The sequence below is a fragment of the Hydrogenobacter sp. T-2 genome, from assembly GCF_033971325.1.
GTDB classification, from domain to species: domain Bacteria; phylum Aquificota; class Aquificia; order Aquificales; family Aquificaceae; genus Pampinifervens; species Pampinifervens diazotrophicum.
The window spans coordinates 518887-540807 of the sequence record NZ_CP117180.1 but is presented as its reverse complement, the minus strand read 5'-3'; the positions used below and the strand labels follow the sequence as shown (position 1 = coordinate 540807).

At 40.8% G+C, this 21921-nt stretch carries 21 protein-coding genes and 1 CRISPR repeat array; all 21 genes read left to right on the top strand.

What is annotated here, in order from left to right:
• Positions 1-35 precede the first annotated feature (35 nt).
• The 21 genes from cas6 to nuoL all read left to right on the top strand — a co-directional run bounded on the left by cas6 (position 36) and on the right by nuoL (position 21917).
• Positions 36-809 (top strand): CRISPR-associated endoribonuclease Cas6, encoded by a 774-nt coding sequence (gene cas6, locus IAE16_RS03170; protein WP_323701275.1) that lies wholly within the window; start codon positions 36-38, stop codon positions 807-809.
• Positions 802-1899: a type I-B CRISPR-associated protein Cas8b1/Cst1 gene (gene cas8a1 / locus IAE16_RS03165; RefSeq protein ID WP_323701274.1), complete on the top strand. Its 1098-nt coding sequence runs from the start codon at positions 802-804 to the stop codon at positions 1897-1899. The genes cas6 and cas8a1 overlap by 8 nt, the downstream gene beginning before the upstream one ends.
• A complete protein-coding gene (locus IAE16_RS03160) occupies positions 1889-2383 on the top strand; it encodes a hypothetical protein (protein ID WP_323701273.1) in 495 nt (164 codons plus the stop codon). The genes cas8a1 and IAE16_RS03160 overlap by 11 nt, the downstream gene beginning before the upstream one ends.
• A gap of 2 nt (positions 2384-2385) precedes the next feature.
• Positions 2386-3486 carry a type I-B CRISPR-associated protein Cas7/Cst2/DevR gene (gene cas7i / locus IAE16_RS03155; protein ID WP_323701272.1) on the top strand — a complete coding sequence of 367 codons (1101 nt, stop codon included), beginning with the start codon at positions 2386-2388 and terminating at the stop codon, positions 3484-3486.
• Positions 3455-4312, top strand: a complete 858-nt coding sequence (cas5b, locus tag IAE16_RS03150; RefSeq protein WP_323701271.1) for a type I-B CRISPR-associated protein Cas5b — start codon at positions 3455-3457, stop codon at positions 4310-4312. The genes cas7i and cas5b overlap by 32 nt, the downstream gene beginning before the upstream one ends.
• Before the next feature lie 16 nt (positions 4313-4328).
• Positions 4329-6935: a CRISPR-associated helicase Cas3' gene (gene cas3 / locus IAE16_RS03145; RefSeq protein ID WP_323701270.1), complete on the top strand. Its 2607-nt coding sequence runs from the start codon at positions 4329-4331 to the stop codon at positions 6933-6935.
• An 11-nt stretch (positions 6936-6946) separates the two neighbouring features.
• A complete protein-coding gene (cas4, locus tag IAE16_RS03140) occupies positions 6947-7444 on the top strand; it encodes a CRISPR-associated protein Cas4 (protein WP_323701269.1) in 498 nt (165 codons plus the stop codon).
• A complete protein-coding gene (cas1b, locus tag IAE16_RS03135) occupies positions 7438-8433 on the top strand; it encodes a type I-B CRISPR-associated endonuclease Cas1b (protein WP_323701268.1) in 996 nt (331 codons plus the stop codon). The genes cas4 and cas1b overlap by 7 nt, the downstream gene beginning before the upstream one ends.
• 3 nt (positions 8434-8436) lie before the next feature.
• Entirely contained in the window at positions 8437-8718 is a 282-nt protein-coding gene (gene cas2, locus IAE16_RS03130; RefSeq protein ID WP_323701267.1) for a CRISPR-associated endonuclease Cas2, read from the top strand.
• 104 nt (positions 8719-8822) lie between these two features.
• Positions 8823-9909: a CRISPR direct-repeat array (repeat unit 29 nt; unit sequence GTTTTAGCTGCCAATTGTGGGATTGAAAG).
• Between the two features lie 39 nt (positions 9910-9948).
• Complete coding sequence (locus tag IAE16_RS03125) at positions 9949-10581, top strand: trimeric intracellular cation channel family protein (protein ID WP_323701266.1); 633 nt, start codon at positions 9949-9951, stop codon at positions 10579-10581.
• Between the two features lie 118 nt (positions 10582-10699).
• Positions 10700-11332: a hypothetical protein gene (locus IAE16_RS03120; RefSeq protein ID WP_323701265.1), complete on the top strand. Its 633-nt coding sequence runs from the start codon at positions 10700-10702 to the stop codon at positions 11330-11332.
• A 13-nt stretch (positions 11333-11345) separates the two neighbouring features.
• The gene (locus tag IAE16_RS03115; protein WP_323701264.1) at positions 11346-12209 is read left to right on the top strand and encodes a tyrosine-type recombinase/integrase; all 864 of its coding nucleotides are present in this window, start codon (positions 11346-11348) and stop codon (positions 12207-12209) included.
• On the top strand, positions 12206-13060 hold the full coding sequence (trmD, locus tag IAE16_RS03110; RefSeq protein WP_323701263.1) for a tRNA (guanosine(37)-N1)-methyltransferase TrmD: 855 nt from the start codon (positions 12206-12208) through the stop codon (positions 13058-13060). Before IAE16_RS03115 ends, trmD begins: the two co-directional genes overlap by 4 nt.
• Positions 12951-15329: a phosphoketolase family protein gene (locus IAE16_RS03105; RefSeq protein ID WP_323701262.1), complete on the top strand. Its 2379-nt coding sequence runs from the start codon at positions 12951-12953 to the stop codon at positions 15327-15329. The genes trmD and IAE16_RS03105 overlap by 110 nt, the downstream gene beginning before the upstream one ends.
• Positions 15286-16365, top strand: a complete 1080-nt coding sequence (locus tag IAE16_RS03100) for an acetate/propionate family kinase (RefSeq protein ID WP_323701261.1) — start codon at positions 15286-15288, stop codon at positions 16363-16365. The genes IAE16_RS03105 and IAE16_RS03100 overlap by 44 nt, the downstream gene beginning before the upstream one ends.
• 14 nt (positions 16366-16379) lie before the next feature.
• Positions 16380-17297: an MBL fold metallo-hydrolase gene (locus IAE16_RS03095; protein ID WP_323701260.1), complete on the top strand. Its 918-nt coding sequence runs from the start codon at positions 16380-16382 to the stop codon at positions 17295-17297.
• The gene (rimO, locus tag IAE16_RS03090) at positions 17297-18565 is read left to right on the top strand and encodes a 30S ribosomal protein S12 methylthiotransferase RimO (protein ID WP_323701625.1); all 1269 of its coding nucleotides are present in this window, start codon (positions 17297-17299) and stop codon (positions 18563-18565) included. The genes IAE16_RS03095 and rimO overlap by 1 nt, the downstream gene beginning before the upstream one ends.
• A gap of 56 nt (positions 18566-18621) precedes the next feature.
• The gene (locus tag IAE16_RS03085; RefSeq protein ID WP_323701259.1) at positions 18622-19227 is read left to right on the top strand and encodes a NuoI/complex I 23 kDa subunit family protein; all 606 of its coding nucleotides are present in this window, start codon (positions 18622-18624) and stop codon (positions 19225-19227) included.
• The gene (locus tag IAE16_RS03080; protein ID WP_323701258.1) at positions 19215-19703 is read left to right on the top strand and encodes an NADH-quinone oxidoreductase subunit J family protein; all 489 of its coding nucleotides are present in this window, start codon (positions 19215-19217) and stop codon (positions 19701-19703) included. Before IAE16_RS03085 ends, IAE16_RS03080 begins: the two co-directional genes overlap by 13 nt.
• Complete coding sequence (gene nuoK, locus IAE16_RS03075) at positions 19700-20002, top strand: NADH-quinone oxidoreductase subunit NuoK (protein WP_323701257.1); 303 nt, start codon at positions 19700-19702, stop codon at positions 20000-20002. Before IAE16_RS03080 ends, nuoK begins: the two co-directional genes overlap by 4 nt.
• A gap of 1 nt (position 20003) precedes the next feature.
• Entirely contained in the window at positions 20004-21917 is a 1914-nt protein-coding gene (gene nuoL, locus IAE16_RS03070; protein WP_323701256.1) for an NADH-quinone oxidoreductase subunit L, read from the top strand.
• Positions 21918-21921 lie beyond the last annotated feature (4 nt).

Here is a 21921-nt window from a genome sequence, read left to right as displayed (position 1 = left end):
TCCATATGTTTTATAATTAATTCTAAGGAGGGGTTATGAGGCTTTGTTGCAGTATAGAGCTAAAAAGGGGTGTGGAAATACCGCCCAACTTTAGACAGTGGGTTCTTTCTCTCATCAAGGGGTCCATAAAGATAGGTTCGGAGGATGGTGAACTTTTCTACAGAAAATGGTATTCCTCTAACAGACAAAAGCCTTTCACTTTTTCCATATTCGTTCCTTTGAATTTTAACAAAGGTGTGTCCTTGCTTAATGGAGACTATTTCAAGTTAATATTTTCCACTAATAATACTGAATTCCTTGCTAAGGTTTATAATGGGCTTTTGGAGATAAATAAACATGGGTTTTATTTCCATGGTTATCCTGTAAAGGTGAAATCTTGCAGTATACTACCCGAGAGAAAGTTTTCAGGCGAAGTTGTAGACTTCAAGACAATATCTCCCTTTCTGCTGAGGGATCCCAAAGATGGGGATTTTTACATATACCCAATGCTGGCAGAGGGAGATATAGACGTAGAATTTCAAAAATTCAAATATTGGAAAGCGGTAGATATGGAAGAATTTACCCAAAGAGTGAGAGAAAACCTCGTGAGGATAACTGGTAAAGAGGTGAAGCTCTTGGAGCTAAGGGTGCAAAGGATAGTTCCAGTTTTGTGTAGCTCAAAAAGCAGTGGCTTTAAGGTTACGTATCCGGGTATAAGTGCATACTTAAAAATTCAGGCAAGAGGTGATGTTTTAAAACACATATATGACCTTGGCATAGGAGCAAGAAGAAGTGAGGGCTTTGGTATGCTGGAGGTGATAAATGAGTAATGGATGGATAGAATTGTATCCATCAAGTTGGTTATATAATGCGGGGGTAATAGGATTTCTTAGATGTTTAGACAAGGAAGAGAAAAACCTTAAGGGCTACTTGATATGGTGTTCTAAAGAACATAAAAAATATGAATTTGAGAAGGAAATAGTCAAAGTAAATCCGAGAGTTTTTAGTTGTATACGCGTTAACTACTATCTTGACAAGAATAAGGTTGTTAACCTAAAAGGTAAGAATCCATACTATCCTAACTTTATAGATACTAAAGGGAAACAAAAGGAGGCTTTTGAGCTTTTGATAAGAGAACTTGGAAATCAAAATTTACAAATAAGTAAAGGAAACTGCGATTTATGTGATAATCCAATATATGTAAAACTTGGCGATCAAAATATCAAAGATAAAGAATCACTTGGAAAATTCAGAGAAAAAATTGAAAACTTTGGTCTACATAATAATAAACTACTTGGTCCATCTGTTGGAGAATTTCCTAACTCCGCGTGGAATTTAGATAATAGCCTTAAGATATGTCACATGTGCACGTTTTTAATTTTACATCATCATCTTGCTTTTACTAAACTTTCAGACGGAACGGAGGTATTTATAAATACTCCATCCTTTGAAACTATGTATTGGCTTAATAGATTGTTTAGAGAGATTTCTGTTGTTAAAGACTCAGAAGACAAAAGCCCACTTGATATATTAGGGATGAGCTTAATTGAATATACTACAAAAATAAATACAGTTTTAAATAGATGGACGGCGATGAATATTGAAATTGTAATCAAGGACGAAACATCGGTAGATTTTTACAATCTTCCATCAAACATACAGACTCTTTTAACTGATAGAGAAATAGCTTCTATTCTTTCACAAATAGGCGAATACCACATACTTAGGATTGTTTTGGAGGGTAGACATGATGAACTTCTAAAGGTTGCACACGAATCCCTAAGAGCCTATATTAAAAACGAAAAACTTAATACATATTTCACAAAAAATAAGAACAGGCAGAACCCGCATATAGTTCTGAGGCGGGTCTTGGATTTATATGCTAAAATAACAGACAGGAGGGTCAAATATGGAGAATAGTGAAAAAACTCCGGAAGAATTACTAAAGGAGATCGCTTGGAAGATTGAAAAAGAACCTCATAGTGTAAAAGACGTTAAAAGTTTATATGAATCAAAAAAGAGACTTGATAATGCTATTGTTTCTCTTCTGGAATATAAAATTGATACTGAAAGGGCGGATAAAACTTCACAAGAAGTATATGAAAAACTCAAGATGGAAACCGTATCCTCCTTATTGCAGGATCTTGCAGACTTGGGCAAAAAATATAGAGACAGGCTTGGTGAGAGTTTTGCCACGATGGGATTTAAGATCCTTGAACAAATAAGAGCTGGAAGGCGAAGTGATGTGGAATACAGTGTAGTAAGGATATTTATAACTAACGGTGAAACGATACCCGATAAACTTATAGAAGCCTTTAAGCCCTATTATGATGAAGATACCTTTAAAGCCTTTATGTATGCCTTTATAGGCTCTATCATAAAACCAAAAGAGAAGGAGGGTTAATCATGAAAAGCATAACGCTAACAGTTATATTTGAGGGGCATGCCCTTAACAGAGACGAAAAGATAGCAGGAAATATATTGTCAATTAAAAAACTTACATATTTAAGTAAAGAATTATCATACATAAGCAGACCTGCCATGAGGCACTACCTCTTTAATACGCTCTTAAAAGCATATCCTGATAGCTGGAAAGAGGCAGGAGTGGTTCTACAAGGAAGTGGAGATAAAAAGGTAGTCCAGTTGGACGTTATAAAAGATGATATTTTTACCAGTGCGGAGCTCGATGCCTTTGGTTATATGTATACCATAAGCGGAGGAAGCTCAATCACAAGAAAAGCCCCTGTTGGTATAACTAAAGCAGTCTCCCTTATACCTTATAACAATGATATGCAGTTTAATGCCAATCATGATTTAGTAAAGAGGGCGTTAGTGCAAGGTATAAATGCCACGCCCGATCCGAACCAAAGAGAGGAAAATATGAGCTTCTTTAAGGTTAGTTTTACTATTGATGCAAAGTTTTTGGGACAAGATGTATGGGTTGTAGAAGGATACGATTACTCAGGTCAGTCTCTAACTATTAAAGGTCTGGAGAAGTCCTTTGAATATGCGGAAAAGGTAGGAAAGGATGAATTTATTATTTACAAGATTCAGGGAACAGCAAAATTAGAATTAGGACGTGTATCTTTCTATCCTGTGGGCGAAAAGTATAGAATGGTTATGACTCTGGACAAACAAATTAAAAGGGAGCGTATCCGTCAGATCCTTGAGACAATCAAAGATGGATTGGTGGCTCACTCAGGTGGAGAAGATAATACGATAATTCCTCTATTTTTGATAGCAGCACCTGTGAAAGTTCCAAGTCCAGTCTTTCATCCTTACATACATTTGGAATTAGGTGAAGACAAGCCAAAGGTTATTGGTTTAAGTGATTGCTTTAGAAACTCTTGGCTCGAAGATAAGGTTTATGTCTATATCTCTGAAAGATTTAAGGCTTACTTAGAACCCTACAAAGAGAGAGTTTATGCAAGCTGGGAGGACTTTCTTATAGGATGTGGATTTTTAAAGAAGGAAAGTGAGGAAGAAAATGCCTCTGCTTTGTCTTGAAATATACCAGCCTCATGCTCACTACAGGATTCCTTACAGTATAAATAGGAGACTTACTTATCCTATACCACCTTACTCCACTGTAATAGGCTTTTTGTGTAATATTTGTGGTGTGGATGACCAAAAAAGTGAGGTTTATAGTATAATAAGAGAGCTAAAAATATCAATAGCTGGCAGGTTTGATAGTAAAACGACTGAGAATATATGGTTTAGAAACTTGTCAAGAAACGCACATAATACCTATTACATTTCAGAAACAGTTAGGTATAAAAATGGGCAGGTTGGTCATGTTGGTGGTCAAATTCCTGTAAAGATTGATGTGCTTGAAAACGTGGAACTTGTAATTCATTTATATCATAAAAATGAAGAGCATATAGAAATGATAAAACAAAAATTGGAAAATCCAGTTGAAAGACTTCAACCTTTACATCTTGGAAGGGCGGAAGATTTGTTAGTTATAAGAGATTTAAAGGTTTTAAAAGATGAAGAATTGGATATAGGCCGTGTGGATGGAAATTACGACTACTTCTTTTGGATTCCTGAAGACAGGCTCTTATTGGTTCCTGAAGATTTAAAAAATCCTGAAGATTTAAAAAATAGCGTAAAAGTAGACTGGAGAGAAATTGAAGGAAATATATATTTCCTTACAACTCTTTCAAAGATAGAAGGTTATGAATCTCATCGCAATCATGCGGTAAAGAAGACATACGATAAAATAAAAGTGAAATTAAGTGATGGAAAAATAAAGAACATTTCAACATTAATTGATAAGGAAAAGAATATTCCTATATTTCTTGGAGAGTTAATTGATAAGGATAAGAAATAGTTCTTGGAGAGCTTTCATGAGTTGTATATGGGCAAAAGGAAATAAAACAAGTTTAAGCGAGCATATTCAACACTTGCTAAAAACGTTTGAGAAAATAAAGGATAGGATTCCAAAAGATTTGAGGGAAGCGGTAAAGTATGCTATACTGTTGCATGACCTTGGTAAAGTTTTGCCTTACTTTCAGATAGTAAGTCTTGAAAACGAAGACTATAAGCCCTTTAACATAGACAGGCAGATGAATATATACCATTCTCTTGCCTCTGTGCTTTTTATCAATAAAGAGGAATTAGAGAAAATTGAAGGCATAGGAAAAGATAGGGTTGGTCTTGTGCTGTCCGCTGTTGCTTATCATCATTGGAAGAGTTCTCTTGAAGAAGATATGCTTTATGGTAAGGAAAAGTTTAAGAGATTATTTGAATATGCGGAGAAGGATAAATTAATTGAAAATCTTAGAAATAACTTGAAAGGACTCTTAGAGGAGGGAATTATAGATTTTAATGAGGCTATTGGGAAAGGGTTAGCAAATGGTCTTTGTTTTGCGGACTACGTAATTCCACCCTATAGGCTTGATTTCCTTCCCAAAAGGGTCAATATAGATGAAGATAGGCTAAGAAGCTGGATACTAATAAGTGGCTTCTTACAGAGATGTGACCATTATGCTTCTTTTTGTGAAAAGGCAGAAGAAGAAGGTTTGGAGGAGTGTTTAGAAAAGGTGGAAATTGAAAATTTAGGTTATGAAAGTATACTCTCAAATGTGAAAGAGGAAATAAACAAAAAGGACAAGGAGAAAGGAGGGAGGTTGGACTCTATATGGCAAGAAGAGGTTGTAGAAAAAGGTAAAGACAAAAACCTTATCTTGGTAGCACCTACAGGAAGTGGAAAAACAGAGTTTGCCTTTTTATGGAGTAATGGCGGTAAGTTGATATACACGCTTCCGATAAGGTCAGCGGTAGAGCAGATATTTGGAAGGGCAAGGGATGTTTTTGGAGAAGAACGGGTGGGCATTCTACACGGTGATGCGGATGTTTATATACTTAGGGAAATTAAGGAAAAGAACGAAGATATAGAAAAAATGAAAATATACCAACTATCTAAGAATCTTTCATACCCTGTCATAGTTGCCACTGGTGACCAATTTTTCCCATACGCTCTAAGACCTCCTTTGTATGAGAGGGTTTATGCTACCCTTTCCTATTCAAGACTTGTTATAGACGAAGTCCAAGCATACGACCCAGTAGCCTGTGCCATAGTTGTCAAGTTTATAGAGGATGTAGTCAGATTGGGTGGCAGATTCTTATTGATGACTGCAACTCTTCCTAAGCATGTCGAGGATAGGATAAATAATATAAAGGAAAATATGAACATAGACATTGAGAAGATAGACCTTTATTATGAAAATGGGGAGAAATATGAAAACCTTAAGAAGCACAAAATTAAAATGAGATTGATAGAAGAGTCCAATTCTATACCGCATGAGTATATAGAGGAAATCCTTGAGAAAGCTGATAGTGGTAATAGGGTGCTTGTGATACTAAACACAGTAAGGCAGGCTGAGAAGGTTTACGAGAGTATAAGAGAAAGGATGCGTAAAGGCGGCTACAATATCAGAGAAGATAACATAATTCTTTTCCACTCAAGGTTTACCTATAATGAGAAGCAAAGTATAAAACACAAGATAGAAAATCTGTTTAAAAATCCTAAGGAAAACTCCTATGAGGAAGGGAAGATACTCGTGGCAACGCAGGTGGTGGAAGCGTCAATAGATATTGATGCGGACATTCTATATACGGAGATATGTCCTCTTGATGCCTTGGTTCAAAGAATGGGTAGAGTCTTAAGAAGGTATAAAGAGAATTACTTATACCGAGGCGACGACGCTAATATTCATATTTTTGTCCTTGAGAAGGACTATGAGTCTGGAAAAGGCAAGGTGTATAATAGAGAGCTTATAGAAAAATCTCTAAAAATGCTTAGTTTTCATGCTGAATACTTGAAAGGTCAGCATGGGAAAACATATGAGGGGTATTTAGACGACAAAGTGAAAAGCTTGAAGGAAAATGAACAGGAAGATGATGGCAATAAAAACAAAGTAAAAGGAAAAAAGCAAAAAAAGAGCGAAGAGGATATAGAAAAGTTGCTAGAAAACCTTGAAGGGCAACCTCTTTCTGAACTTGATAAATACACTCTCGTTAGTAAATTTTATGAAAGCCTTTCTGAAGATGGAGAGTATCTACAAGAGTTTATTAAGACTCTTTCTATATTGGATGCTGGATATATGTCAGATAGAAGGGAAGAGGCACAGGATATTTTTAGGAGAATAGCAAATGTATCTGTAGTGGATGGAAAGAGGGAAAAAGAGTTCAAAGAGAAACTAAAGGAATTGGTAAATGATAAACTTAGTTATACTGCATTCAAAGACAAAATCATTGCGGGGTTTGTAGTTCAAATACCCTACTATGAACTGAAGGGCTATAAACCACTATCTGAATGGATAAGGGAAGTTGAAGCTGATATGGAGAGGAATGTGAAAGATATAAACAGAAAATGGTTTGAAAAGTTGAAGGAATGGTGTGGTGATATCTTTGTGATTTACACAAAAGATGAAAATAAATATATTGAATAGGAAGGTATAATATGGTTAATGGTGTTTACATAAATTACTATTTTCATTGTAAAAGACACCTATGGCTTTTTGCAAGAAATATAAGAATGGAACATAATTCCGAGGATGTTTTTATTGGGAAACTCATATCAGCTTATAGCTTTGATAGAAGAAGGCATGAAATACAAATCGTAGATGACGAGGATGCTATAGTTATGGATTTTATAGATAAAAATAGAAAAGTGGTTCATGAAATTAAGAAGTCAAATAAACTTGAAGAACTACATATATGGCAGGTAAAATACTATCTTTATGTGCTTGAAAAGAAAGGTATAATGGGTTTCAAGGGTTTAATAAACTACCCTAAACAGAAGAGGGCTATAAAAGTAGAACTAAGTGATGAAGATAGAACTACAATAAAAGAGGTGATAGATGATATTCATGAAATCATAAACTCCGTAAAGCCTCCTCCTGTTATAAATAAGTCTTATTGCAAAAAGTGTAGTTATTATGAGTTTTGTTATTGCTGAATGCCATGAGAAATTATTATATATTCAAAAGTGGTAGGCTTAGTAGAAAAGATAACTCTATAATGTTTGAAACACAAGAAGAATTTAAATCAATACCTGTGAATGACATAGATAGTCTATACATATTTGGTGAAGTGGACATAAATACGAAAGCTTTGAACTTTCTTGCACAAAAGGGTATAGTGGTTCATATTTTCAATTATTATGGATGGTGGACTGGAAGTTTGTATCCAAGAGAAGAGCTCCTTGCTGGCGAGGTTGTAATAAGACAAGCAGAGCATTATTTGGATAGGAATAAAAGAATTGAAATAGCGAGAGAGTTTGTCAAGGGGGCAATACATGGCTTTGTGTATAATCTCAAAAGATACAAGCATAAGGATATAGGAAAAGAAATATTTCAACAGTTGGATAATTACCTAAACTTGGTAAATGAGCAGGAAGATATACCATCCTTGATGGGCATTGAAGGTAATGCGAGAGACCTATATTACGATATGTTTCCAAATATCATAAGGCAAGATATAGAATTTGATAAAAGAGTAAAAAGACCGCCCAATAATATTATGAATGCTTTGATATCTTTCGTAAATAGTTTAGTATATACGGCAGTTTTGAAGGAGATATATAGGACTCAGTTAAATCCAACTATAAGTTATCTACATGAACCTTCTTATAGGAGGTTTTCGCTTGCACTTGATGTTGCAGAAATATTCAAACCTATATATGGAGACAGAACTATATTTGATTTGCTGAATAACAGAAGCATAACCGAAGATCATTTCGATAAGGATTTGAATTATTGCTATCTAAAAGAAACAGGTAGAAAGATTGTGGTTAAAGCCTTTGAGGAGAAGTTAAATACCACTATTAAACACAAAAAACTCAAAAGGAATGTTAGCTATGAAAGAATTATAAGGCTTGAATTGTATAAGTTAATAAAACATTTGCTTGGCGAGGAAGTCTATAAATCCTTTCGAATATGGTGGTAGGGGATGTATGTGATACTGGTTTATGATATAGCCACAGACACAAAAGAGGGACAAAGAAGGCTTATAAGGGTTATGAAAAAATGTAGGCAATATCTACATCACACACAAAAATCTGTCTTTGAAGGTGAAATTTCCTATGGAAGGCTTATGGAATTAAAGGTAGCTATTGGAAAGATTATAGACCATAACAAGGACTATGTTGTTATATATAAGTTGGAAAATAAGAATAGCCTTGTTAGAGAAAACATAGGAATAGACTTTGACCCGACGGACAACATTCTCTAAAAATGCACTACCGCCACATGGAGAAAATTTGCTTGCTTTTGAGCTATACCCTGTATTATAATAAGCCTTGTATGTAGGGCATTTGCCAAGAGGCAAGGTGACGGGTTTTAGCTGCCAATTGTGGGATTGAAAGAGAGGAACAGGAAGTCAAAGCCGTAGTGGAGCTAAGTTTGTTTTAGCTGCCAATTGTGGGATTGAAAGAGCTATCAAGGAATAAGTGCGTCAGTCCTCCGTATGGTTTTAGCTGCCAATTGTGGGATTGAAAGATCGAAGTAGCAGGAGATGGGACAGCCAGGATAAGGGTTTTAGCTGCCAATTGTGGGATTGAAAGAGTACATTATTATTTATTCTGAGCCTTCCGATTTGAAAGTTTTAGCTGCCAATTGTGGGATTGAAAGAGTTCAAGTATCTTTTTAACAAGATAAAGGACGAGAGCGTTTTAGCTGCCAATTGTGGGATTGAAAGAGAAGTATGACATGCAAACACAGAGCTGGGTTGACATGTTTTAGCTGCCAATTGTGGGATTGAAAGTAAAGTTTTCCTGTAAGACCTGCAAAGGTAAAGTTTGTTTTAGCTGCCAATTGTGGGATTGAAAGAGAAAGTTAAGAGGAAAGGAGACACCTACACAGTAGACGTTTTAGCTGCCAATTGTGGGATTGAAAGTAATGAGGCAAGCTATAGTGTTATGCTATCCTATGGTTTTAGCTGCCAATTGTGGGATTGAAAGCTCTTGCAGGCTATAGCTTTGATGACATAAATGTGTCGTTTTAGCTGCCAATTGTGGGATTGAAAGAGACCTGCGTTTGCAAAAAACTTTTCATAAAGGAGGTGTTTTAGCTGCCAATTGTGGGATTGAAAGAGAATTGTCTCCTGTACCACGCTGCTGTATATCTTTTGTTTTAGCTGCCAATTGTGGGATTGAAAGGTTAACAAGCACTATAACCTGTTCCTCGTGTTGCAGGTTTTAGCTGCCAATTGTGGGATTGAAAGGCCCATATGTAATCTTTTGTGATGTCTCTACTTGAAGTGTTTTAGCTGCCAATTGTGGGATTGAAAGTGGTATAGCTTTTGCATGTTATCTATCTGTCCCTCTTTGTTTTAGCTGCCAATTGTGGGATTGAAAGGATAACACTGGGAGACATAAGAACAGGAAAAATAAAAGGTTTTAGCTGCCAATTGTGGGATTGAAAGTAATTATGGCTTAGAATTTATACTCTTAGGTAAATTGGAATGTTTTCTCTCCTTTTTGAAATAGACTTACTCTTCCAACTTATAAACCTGCTGGGTATAGCCACCTTTTCTGTGGCAGGTTCTCTAAGGGGTATAAGGGAGGGTCTTGACCTTTTGGGTATCGCCACATTGGGCGTGATAACTTCACTCGGCGGGGGTATTCTTAGGGATATTATTGTAGGAAAAGTTCCCAATGCCTTGACTTCACCCTACGATATGACGGTTGCTCTTATTGGTGTGATGATATCCCTTTTGCTATACAGAAAAACCAAAAAGCAGATTGAAAGTAAATACACCTTCCTAATGCTTGATGCCATAGGGCTTTCCGCCTTTACAACCACAGGAGCAATATTAGCTTACAAAACTGGAGTTTCCTTTTATGGTGTTGTCCTTCTTGCTACTATAACAGGGGTTGGTGGAGGCGTTATAAGGGATGTGCTTCTTAGAAAAGTTCCATGGGTGCTAAGGGAGGATTTTTACGCTACTTGCAGTATTATTGGGGCTGTAGCCTTTTATGTTAGCGTAAAGGTTAGTGGAGACCTGACCTTTTCTTCCATAGTATGTTTCCTTACTACGCTTACAATACGCACCCTTGCTATCGTCTTCAAGTGGAGGCTTCCCAAGGCTGTGTGAGTTGTTAACATAATAGCAATTATATTAACAGCTCTAAGTTCTGCTTCCTATCTGACAAGTATTGACATCTGACATCAAAGCGTATAAAATGCTGTCATATTATTGAAAGGAGGCTGTCATGATAGATGACAAAGATGTTGTCAAGATAAAAGCGTCAGAATATGCGCTTTTAACAGACCTTTCGCTGAACACGGTAAAGAACCGTATAAGAGCTGGTGTTCTAAAGGGTAGCAAAGAGGAGGATGGTATATGGTATGTTTACCTCACGCAGGAGGAATTAGAACACATAAGAGGCTTCAAGGAAGCTCAAGAGGAAAAGAACAAAAGCCTTCAGTCTAACCTTGAGGGTTTAAAGTCAAGCCTTGAAGGTAGCCTTATAGCCACCTATATGTCCGCCCTTATGCAAAAGGAACAACAAAAGGAACAGCTTCTACATGAGCTATCAAGCCTATATACGCTCCTTGCCATAAGGGAGAAGGAGATGGAGTTTCTCACAAGGGAACTGGAAAGGGTTAAAGAAAGATGCATGGAAAAGGAATCTGAGAACCAAAGGTTAAAGGAGATAATCCAAGAGAAGGACAATACGATAGAGAAACTTCAAGAGGAACTTAGAGAAAAGGAACATCTTCTGAGCCAGAAGGAGCTGGAAATCCAGAGGGTTGTGCTAGACAAGGACAGGGAGATATTAAACAAAGAGATGGAGCTGTCCACTCTTCGTATGGAACTGGAGAAGAAGAAAAAGAAGGAATAAAATTAATAGAACTATGGATAGGCTTTTGGACCTATGGGTTAAAAGCCTTAGCAGGACAAAAAGCCAAAGGACTGTAATCACATACACCATGTGTCTTGGGTCTCTTCAAAAGTACTTAGGCAAGAAATCAAGTCTTCTTGAGATTGAACCCACAGAGCTGTTTTCTTATGTTGACTCCTCTAACCTCTCTACTTCTTCTCTCCTTACTCACCTGTCTGCTATAAAGCACTTTTATAAGTTTGCCTTTAGAAGAGGATGGTTAAGTAAGGAACACTACTCGGAATTAGAAGCGGTTTTGGAAGAGATAAGGGATGAGCTTTCTAGCTCAAAGCCTCAAAAAAGCCCGAAGGCTCTCAGCAGGGAGGAGCTTGATAGGATTTTCCAGACGGTAAGAGATACAAAATACGAACGTGTTTATAGTCTTCTCCTCTATAGCGGTGTTAGGCTTTCTGAGTACGTCCAGCTTAGGAGGGATTTTTTCTACAGAGACAAGAGCGGTATATATTGGCTAAGACTTCCTGCGGAGATAACAAAGAGAGGAAAAGAAAGATTGGTCCCAATAATTGGTCCCTCTAAAGAGGAAACTATGAAAATAAACGAAAAACTTGATGAATGGCTTGAGGATTACGATGCCTACATAAGGGTAAAGGCGGGGTCTTTGCAGGTTTATACCAATAGGCTTTCTCAAAGGCTCGGTATTTCCTTTTCCGTGCATAGCTTTAGGCATACCTATATAACAAACCTTGTAAACTCTGGCTTTCCTGCAGAGGTGGTAAAGGAGTTTGCGGGACACTCCAATGTGAAGACCACCATAGACATATACTACCGCTTCAGCCAAGAAAGGGCAAAGAGCTTGGTGGAGAACTTTCTTAGATGAGATTTTTTGCTATTACCCTTTTCCCCCAGACAATTCAGTGCTATGCGGAGTATGGAATAGTAAAGCAGGCGATAAAGAAAGGCACGCTTGAGCTCCATACTGTAGACATAAGAGACTTTGCTCATAAAAGACAGGTGGATGATACCGCCTATGGTGGGCATCCGGGGATGGTTATAAAGCCTGAGCCTGTTTTTAAGGCTTATGAGTATGTGGTGGAGAATTTTGGAAAGCCCTATACCATTATCCCTCAACCTTGGGGCAAAAGGATTACTCAAGAAGACCTTGACAGGTTGTCTGTTTTTGACCGCTTGGCGGTTATATGTGGCAGATACGAGGGTTTGGACGAAAGGGTTAGCACTCTGGCGGACGAGGAGCTTTCTCTTGGAGACTTTGTTTTGGCAGGCGGTGAGCTTTTTGCCCTTGTGCTTTTAGAAGGCATTGCGAGGCTTTTGCCGGGGGTTTTGAGCGAGCCTGAAAGTCTAAAAAGGGACTCCTTTAGAAGGTGGCTTGGTGCTCCAGTCTATACGAGACCAGCGGACTTTAGGGGGATGAAAGTCCCAGAGGTGCTCCTATCTGGCAATCATGAGCTTATAAGACTCTGGGAGCTCTGGCACTCTATAGAGAGAACTCTAAAGCTTAGACCAGAACTTGTCCCTAAAAGGCTTTATCCTCTGGAAGAGTCTATGCTCTCTGCTATAATAAAGGGTAAGAACTTTAAAAATTGGCTGGAGGAGGTGGGTCATGAAAGAGCTATTAAAGGCTTTCAAAGCATGCAACTACTTAGCGGTGGGGATGATATCCCTCAAGGACAATCCTCTTCTAAGGGAACCTCTAAGGAGGGAGCATCTTAAGAAAAGGCTTCTGGGACACTGGGGGGCAAGTCCTAACATTAGCTTTGTTTACCTGTTTACCAGCTATATGCTTCGTAAGTATCCACTTAACGCTTTACTTTTGGTGGGTCCTGGGCATGGTGCACCTGGCTACATAGCACCCCTATATCTTGAGGGGACTCTTAGCAAGTTCTATCCTGAGTTTTCTCAAGACAAGGAGGGTATGAAAAGGCTCTTTAAGGCTTTTTCCTTTCCGGGAGGGCTCGGAAGTCATTGCACTCCAGAGCTTCCCGGGTCTATACAAGAAGGTGGTGAGCTTGGATACAGCCTTTCTCATGCCTTTGGTGCGGTCTTTGACAATCCCGACCTTGTGGCGGTTGCCATAGTGGGCGATGGTGAGGCAGAAACTGGACCTTTGGCTACTGCGTGGCACTCTAATAAGTTTTTAAACCCAAAAAGGGATGGTCTTGTTCTCCCTGTGCTTTCTCTTAATGGCTACAAGATAAACAACCCCACACTGCTTGCGAGAATTCCAAAGGAAGAACTCATAAGTCTTCTGAAGGGCTATGGCTATGAGCCACTTTGGGTGGAGGGAGAAGAGCCAGAAGAAGTGTCTGGTCAGATGAAAACCGCTATGGAGTCCGCCTTTGAAAGGCTTATGGACCTGCGTGGAAAGGAGAAAAGACCTGTGCTTCCTGCCATAGTGCTAAAAACACCCAAGGGCTGGACAGCACCAAAGGAGTTTAGAGGAAAATACATAGAGGGTTATTGGAGGTCTCACCAAGTTCCTCTTTCTGATGTTCATGAAAATCCAGATAGCCTAAAGCTCCTTGAGGAGTGGCTGCAGAGCTATAAACCAGAAGAGCTCTTTGACCAAGAGGGTAGACCTCTCATAAACCTTAGCGAGCTATTTCCAGAAGAGGGCAGAAGGCTTGGAGATACTCCCTTTGCCAACGGTGGGCTTTTGAGAAAGCCTCTTGACCTGCCAAAAATGGAAGACCATAGCGTAGAGAGGTTTACTCTCCATAACAACACCTTGCCTCTTGGATACTACCTTAGAGAAGTTTTAAGGAGAAATCCCCACAACTTTAGAGTTTTTGGACCAGACGAGACCGCCTCAAACAGACTACACCCCACCTTTGAATCTGGCAAAGTATGGATGTTAGAGAGACTTCCTGTGGACGAGGACGAAGGCTATTTGAGCCCTACAGGCAAAGTGATGGAGATGCTTTCTGAACACACAGTGGAAGGCTGGCTTGAGGGTTATCTCCTTACGGGAAGGTATGGCATTTTAAGCACCTACGAAGGCTTTGCTCCCATAATAACCTCAATGGTAAACCAGTTTGGAAAGTGGCTGGATATCTCTCAGGATGTGCCTTGGAGAGCACCCATAAGCTCCCTTAACCTTTTGCTTACCTCTGTAGTTTGGAGACAAGACCATAATGGCTTTACCCATCAAGACCCTGGCTTTATAAACAGCATAGTGGACAAGTGGCCCAATGTGGTAAGGCTTTATTTCCCATGCGATGCCAACACACTCCTTATAACTGCGGAGCTATGCCTTAAGTCCACAAACAGAGTAAACATCATCGTAGTTGACAAGCAGGCACATCCTCAGTATTTAGATTATCAAAGTGCTTACTCCCATGCAATAAAGGGCATAGGTATCTTTGACTTTGCAAGCACACACACAGACAAAGAACCTGACTTAGTCCTTGCGAGCTGTGGTGATATACCCACAAAGGAGGCTATAGGTGCGTCACTGCTCTTGAGAGAATTCTTTCCAGACTTAGCCATAAGGTTTGTGAACGTGGTAAACCTCTTCAGGCTTACTCCAGACAGCGAGCATCCTGACGGTCTTCCAGACAGGGACTTTGACGCCTACTTTACCACAGACAAGCCCATAATCTTTAACTTCCACGGCTATCCGTGGCTTATACACAGGCTCACCTACAGAAGAAAGAACCACAAGAACCTGCATGTGAGAGGCTACAGAGAAAACAGAAAAATAGGCATAGATGCCACACAACTTCAACCTTTCCTTAAGGGAAGAGGTGGCATTACCACACCCCTCCAGCTTGCCATACTAAACCAAACAGACCGCTTTAGCATTGCCATAGACGCTATCCAAAGAACACCAGCCCTACAGTCGGTGGGAGGCAGATATATAGACCTTTTAAAGGATATGCAGATAAAAGCCCTAAGGCATGCCTACGAAGAAGGCGTAGACGCACCGGAGTTTTCCGATGAGAATTTTCTTGTGCCTAAACTACGGAAGCTCCTCTCTTAAGCATGCCCTCTTTGAGGGTCAAAAGCAAATCCTAAGGCACAAAAGGGTCTTCAGAGGAGAAGGCTTATCCCAAGCACTAAGGGAGCTTGCAAAGGAACTTCCAATTAGCCCAGAGGTAGTCCTGCACAGGGTGGTGCACGGTATGGAACACAAAAGCCCTATGCCTATAGAAGGTCAAAGTCTTGAGATACTGCGAGAGCTCGCACGCATAAATCCTCTCCACAACTCCATAGCCTTGGAAGGCATAGAGCAGAGCCTTGAGCTTTTTGGTAAGAGCAAGCACTACGCCATCTTTGACACAGACTTCCATTCAAACATACCAGAAAGTGCAAGAATATATGGACTGGACTATGAGCTTTATCAAAGGGGTATAAAGAGGTATGGCTTTCATGGCATTTCCTACTCCTACCTTTTGAGACGGTCTAAGCAGGTTCTTGAGAAAACAAAGCCAAACCTCATAATGATGCACTTGGGACAAGGCTGTAGTGTATGTGCGGTAAAGGAGGGGGTTTCTATAGATACTTCCATGGGCTTTACACCTCTTGAGGGTCTCCTTATGGTGGCAAGACCTGGCGATGTGGACGCTGGGGTTATACTCCATATGCTAAGGTCTGGCTTGTCTGTGGAAGAATTGGAAAGAAGGCTATACAGAGAGAGCGGTATAAGGGCTATAGCGGGGGTCTCTGACTTTGAGGAGCTTCTCACTTTGAAAAGGAACGGCAACAGGAGGGCAATCCTTGCCTTTGAGGCTTTCCTGCATAGGCTTTTGAAGTATGTGGGTGCCTATTGGTTTTTCTTAGAGGGAAAGGTGGACGCCCTTGTTTTTTCTGGTGGTATAGGAGAAAACAGTCCAGAGGTAAGAGAAGAGCTTTGCAAAAGGCTTGCCTTTCTTGGAGTTGAGCTTGACCAAGAGGCAAACAGAAAAAACCAAGAGGTCATAAGTTCAAAGGGTAGTAGTGTAAAGGTCTTGGTGATACAAACGCAAGAAGAGTTGGAAATGGTTAACATATTCGTGGAAAGTAATAAAATCATATAGCAGGAGGTAAAAAGATGAGATATATGAAGCTCCTTTTTGTGCTTGTTTTTCTTGCCTACGCTATTACGCCCGAGATGAAGCTAAGGAGGGTGCAAAAGGATATTTATATGGTTAGGGGTGTGGATGCCCTGCCCTCTATGGAAAATAGAGGCTTTATGTCCAATGCCTTTGCGGTGCTAACAGAGGATGGTTGGGTTGTGATAGATGCCCTGTCCACTCCAGAGCTCTCAAAGGAATTTGTGGACAACCTTATGAGAGTAAGGAAAGCCCCCATAAAATACGCCATAATCACCCACTACCACCCTGACCATTGGTATGGAGCAAAAACTTACAAAGAGCTTGGAGCAAAAATAGTAGCTCACAAAAAGCTCATGGACTTCTACCAGTCAGGAGAGGCACAGCTTGCCCTTGAGAACGCAAAGCAGAGGTTTGGCGACCTTTTCAAAAGCGTAGTCCTTGTCCCGCCAGACATAGTGGTAGAGGACAAATACACCCTCAAGGTGGGTGGAAAGACCTTTGAAGTCATATACATGGGACCAGCTCACACAGACAACGACCTTGTGGTATACATGCCTTCGGAAAAGGTACTCTTTACAGGAGACCTTGTCCTCTATAACCGCATACCCTTTATGGGGGATAGGGGAGCAAGCTCAAAGGGTCTTGTGGAAGCCCTGCATAAGATTAAGAAGATGGATGCAAAGGTGATTCTTGGTGGACACAACGAGCCTATGGACATGTCCGCTGTGGATTTTACTCTCGGATATGTGCAGTTTCTCAGAGAGAACATAAGGAAAGCCAAAGAGCAAGGCAAGAGCATAGACGAAATAAGAGAAGCCTTAAAGGACAACCCTTACAGAAAATATGTCATGTATGATGCCTTTCACAACGCTAACGTCTTTAGGGTAGATGCTGAGCTTGACATGGAGGAATGATGAAGGTAGGTGTGATAAGTTTAGGTTGTGCCAAAAACCTTGTGGACACGGAGGTGCTTCTTGGAAAGTTAAAGGAGGGTGGTGCAAGGCTCCTTAGCGACCCAAGGAAGGCGGATGTGATAGTTATAAACACCTGCGGTTTTATTGAGCCTGCAAAGAGAGAAGCCATAGAAACCATCTTAGAGTTTGCGGAAGACAAAAAGGTTATAGTGATGGGTTGTCTTGTGCAAAGGTATAAGGAAGAGCTCCAAAAGGAAGTTCCAGAGGTGCTTGCCTACTTTGGGACAGAAAGCTGGGACAGTGTGGTAGAGTTTCTGGGATTGGAGAAGAAGGAGAAAACTCAGAGGGTGCTTACCACACCCAAGTCTTACGCATACCTAAAGATTGCAGAAGGGTGCAATAGGCTTTGCTCCTTTTGTGCCATACCCTTGATAAGAGGAAAGCACCGCTCCAGACCTATTGAGGAAATATTAGAGGAAGCCAGATACCTTGCAAGTCAGGGCGTAAAAGAGCTTTGCATAGTCTCACAAGACACCACCTACTACGGAAGAGACCTATACGGAAAGGGCTATCTTATAAGACTACTCAGCGAGCTTGAAAGGGTAGAAGGCATTAGGTGGATAAGACTTCTATACCTCTATCCCACAGAGATAGAGGATGACCTGCTTGACTATATGCAAAGCTCAGAAAAGGTCCTACCTTACTTTGATATGCCACTGCAACATATAAGCTCTAAGGTTTTAAGGAGCATGAGAAGGGGCTATGAGGAGGGCTTTGTAAGAGGTCTTATAGAAAAGGTTCGCACAAAACTGCCACAGGCTGTCCTAAGGACAACCTTTATAGTGGGCTATCCCACAGAGGAAGAAGAGGGTTTTCAAAGGCTCTTGGACTTTGTTTCGGAGGGGCACTTCCACTGGGTTGGCGTCTTTACCTACTATCAAGAGGAAGGCACTCATGCCTTCTCCTTAGGAGACCCACTCTCAGAAAAGGAAAAGGAAAGAAGGAAAGAAGAGCTCCTAAGAATTCAGGAAGGGATAACCCTTGGGAAAAACCAAGAGCTTATTGGGAAGGAGTTGGAGCTTTTGGTGGATGGCTTTGACGAGGAGTTTGGCTACGTGCCAGTGGGTAGAATTTACGCACAAGCTCCAGAGGTGGATGGGATAACTTATGTGGAGTCTGGTAGAGAGCTAAAGCAGGGGGATATGCTAAGGGTGAAGATAACTCAAGTGGGAGGGTATGACCTTGGGGCTGTGGAGCTTGAAGAATGAAATAGGTCATAAACTTTTGCACGAAAGCTCTACTTGGCTTAAAATAGTAGCCCACTATGGGTATAAAGAAGGTAAACAGAAAAGCTTTTCTCAACCTGTTGGAGACGGTGTTTTTTGTAGATTTCATAAAGGGTCTTTCTGTGACCCTCATAAACCTTTTCAGAAGACCTATAACCACCAACTACCCTATAGAAAAACTTACTCCACCTAAGCGATACAGAGGAGCTCACGGACACTTTGTGTGGGATGGCACAGAGCCAGATTCTCTAAAGGCTATAGAGAAGTTCATGAGCTACGAAAAGGGTAAAAGCAGATGCGTTGCCTGTTATATGTGCCAGACCGCCTGTCCTATGCCTACCCTTTTTAGAATCGAGGCGGTGCAGATGCCTGACGGCTCAAAAAAGGTGGTGCGTTTTGATATGAACCTGCTTAACTGTCTCTTTTGTGGTCTTTGTGTGGATGCCTGTCCTGTAGGCTGTCTTACCATGACAGACCTTTATGAACTGGCGGGATACACAAGGAGGTCTGCGGTCCTTAGGATGGATAGACTTGAGGAAAACGCCATAGATTGGAAAAAGAGAAGAGGCTCTGAGCCAGACCGTATTTGGATAGATGACCAGCAAAGAGAAAAGCTCTGGGGGAAGATAGAATGGAATGGCTAATTTTTGCTCTTTTGTCCACTTGGGCTGTAATTTCCACCCTGGGCGTGCTCTTTCTCAAAAACCCAGTCCACGCCATACTCTCCTTTATAAGCCTAATCCTTGCCATGGCTGGCATGTTCCTTCACCTTAGGGCGGAGCTTCTTGCAGGTTTGCAGTTGATAATATACGCAGTTGCCATAGTGGTCTTTTACGTGCTTGTTATTACCACCATACCTTGGGAGAAGGTAAAGAAGTTTGAAGGCTTCTACAAAAGGGAGTTTTTCTTTGGCTTTCCTCTTTTGCTGGGAAGTTTTGCACTCTTTGCCTACGCCATACTCAATGGAAACTTTGCCAGCACAGGTCTTGCGGTCAAGGACAATGTAAAGGAGGTAGGTAAAAGTCTTTTCACCACTTACCTCTTTCCTCTTGAAGTGGCTTCTGTTATACTATTGACCGCCATGATAGGAGCCATTCTTCTTGGGAGGAAAGAGGAGTGACTATAGAGAAGGCTTATCTTCTTATAAGCATCTTTTTGTTCCTTTCTGGTCTGCTTGGTGTTATCATAAGAAAAAACCTTATAACATTGCTTATAAGCACGGAGCTCATGCTGAACGGAGTGAACCTTGCCTTAGTTAGTGTGGACAGGCTCGTAGGTGGTATAGAAGGGCAGGTTTTTGCACTCTTCATACTTGCGGTTGCCGCCTCGGAGGTTGCGGTAGGTCTTGGTCTTATAGTTGCTCTATTTAGGCTGAAGGGCTACGAAGGCTCTTCTGAGATAACGCATTTGAGGGAATAAGATGGAAGGCTTGGTGGTTCTTCTTTCACCTCTTATAGCCTTTTTGATAATAGGTCTCTTTGGCTCAAGAATAGGAGACATGGCTTCCGCAATTATAGCCATACTTGGCTCCCTCTTCTCCTTTATCTTCTCCCTATGGACTACCTCAAAGGCTCTCTCTCAACCCTTTAGCATAAAACTCTACGAATTCCTGCCTCTGGGAGACTACACACTATCGCTTGGTCTTTACTTTGACGCACTCTCTTCTATCACTGCCTCTGTGGTTACCTTCGTGGCTACTCTTATCTTCATATACTCTGTAGGCTATATGCATAACCTCTTCGGTCAGTGGACTTTTAAGTTCTATGCCTATCTTTCTCTTTTCCTCTTTGCCATGCTCCTTATTGTGCTTTCTGATAACCTTCTTGGTATCTTCTTTGGCTGGGAAGGTGTGGGTCTTGCCTCTTATCTGCTTATTGGATACTTCCACACTCAGAAAAAGGCTTCTAATGCCTCCTTTGAGGCTTTTACCCTAAACCGTATCGGAGACTGGTTTTTCCTCTTTGGCATTATCGCCACCTTTTACCTTTTTGGTTCTTTGTCTCTTCTTGACATTTTTGGCAGGGTCTCTGAGGTGGACAAGGCACTTCTTGGTCTTGCGTGTTTGTTGCTATTTGGTGGTGCGGTAGGAAAGTCTGGTCAACTTCCTCTTCACACATGGCTTCCTAATGCTATGGCTGGTCCTACTCCTGTTTCTGCCCTTTTGCACGCTGCTACCATGGTGGCAGCAGGTGTTTATATGGTTGCAAGGCTCTATCCCATGTTTGAAAACGCACCACAGAGTTTAAAGGTTGTTGCCCTTGTGGGAGGTATAACTGCCCTCTTTGCAGCCCTCGCTGCAACCTCTAACACAGACATCAAAAAGATAATCGCCTTTTCCACCATGAGCCAGCTTGGACTTATGTTTTTGGCTTTGGGTCTTGGAGACAAGATGTCCGCCATGTTTCACCTTACCACTCATGCCTTTTTCAAAGCCCTACTTTTCCTCTCTGCAGGTTCAATAATCCATGCCTTTCACCACCATGTGCATGACATATACGAGACAGGAAACTTGAAAAGATACATGCCCATAACCTATGGCAGTTTTCTTGTGGGAGCATTGGCATTGGCGGGAATATTTCCACTATCAGGTTTTTGGAGCAAGGACCTCATAGTGGCAACTGCCTATGAGGTGAGCTTTTTCTGGGGAGTGCTTGTGTCTGTAGTGAGCTTTTTGACAGCCTATTACATATTCAGGGAAGGCTTTGTCATGTTTCATGGCAAGGAGCATTTCAGGCACGAGCATAAAGAGGAACCACATGAAAGCCCGGGAGTGATGACGATACCGATGGTAGTGTTAGGAGTAATGGCGGTAGTGGCAGGATTTTTTGAGGGGTGGTATGGCAGTGTATTGGGAGTAAAGAAGGAGCTACATATAGAAATAGCCATACTGTCTGTGTTTGTGGGTTTAGCGGGTATAGGTGTAGCCTATCTTGTGTATGTGAAGGGTTTGATAGACCCACAGAAGGCATATGAGGCTCTCAAGCCTTTGCATACTACCTTCAAGGAGCAGTTCTTTACTGAAAGGCTTTACCATAGGGGCATAGCAAGGGGTTATATGGGTCTTTCTAAGGGCCTTTTCCTTGTTGGTGATAGGGTTTTGATAGATGGCTTTATAAACCTCCTTAACTTCCTCTACTTTAAGGTGGTGAAGTTCCTCTGGATGAAGTTGGATATAATGCTTGTGGACCTTTTTGTCAACGGCGTGGCAAAGCTGTCCTACTGGATGGGTAAAAAGGTAAGGAACATACAGACAGGTCTTCTTAACAACTATGTGAGCTTTCTACTACTTGGTGTGGTCTTTATACTGGGTGTCATACTATACAGCATGAGGTGAAAGG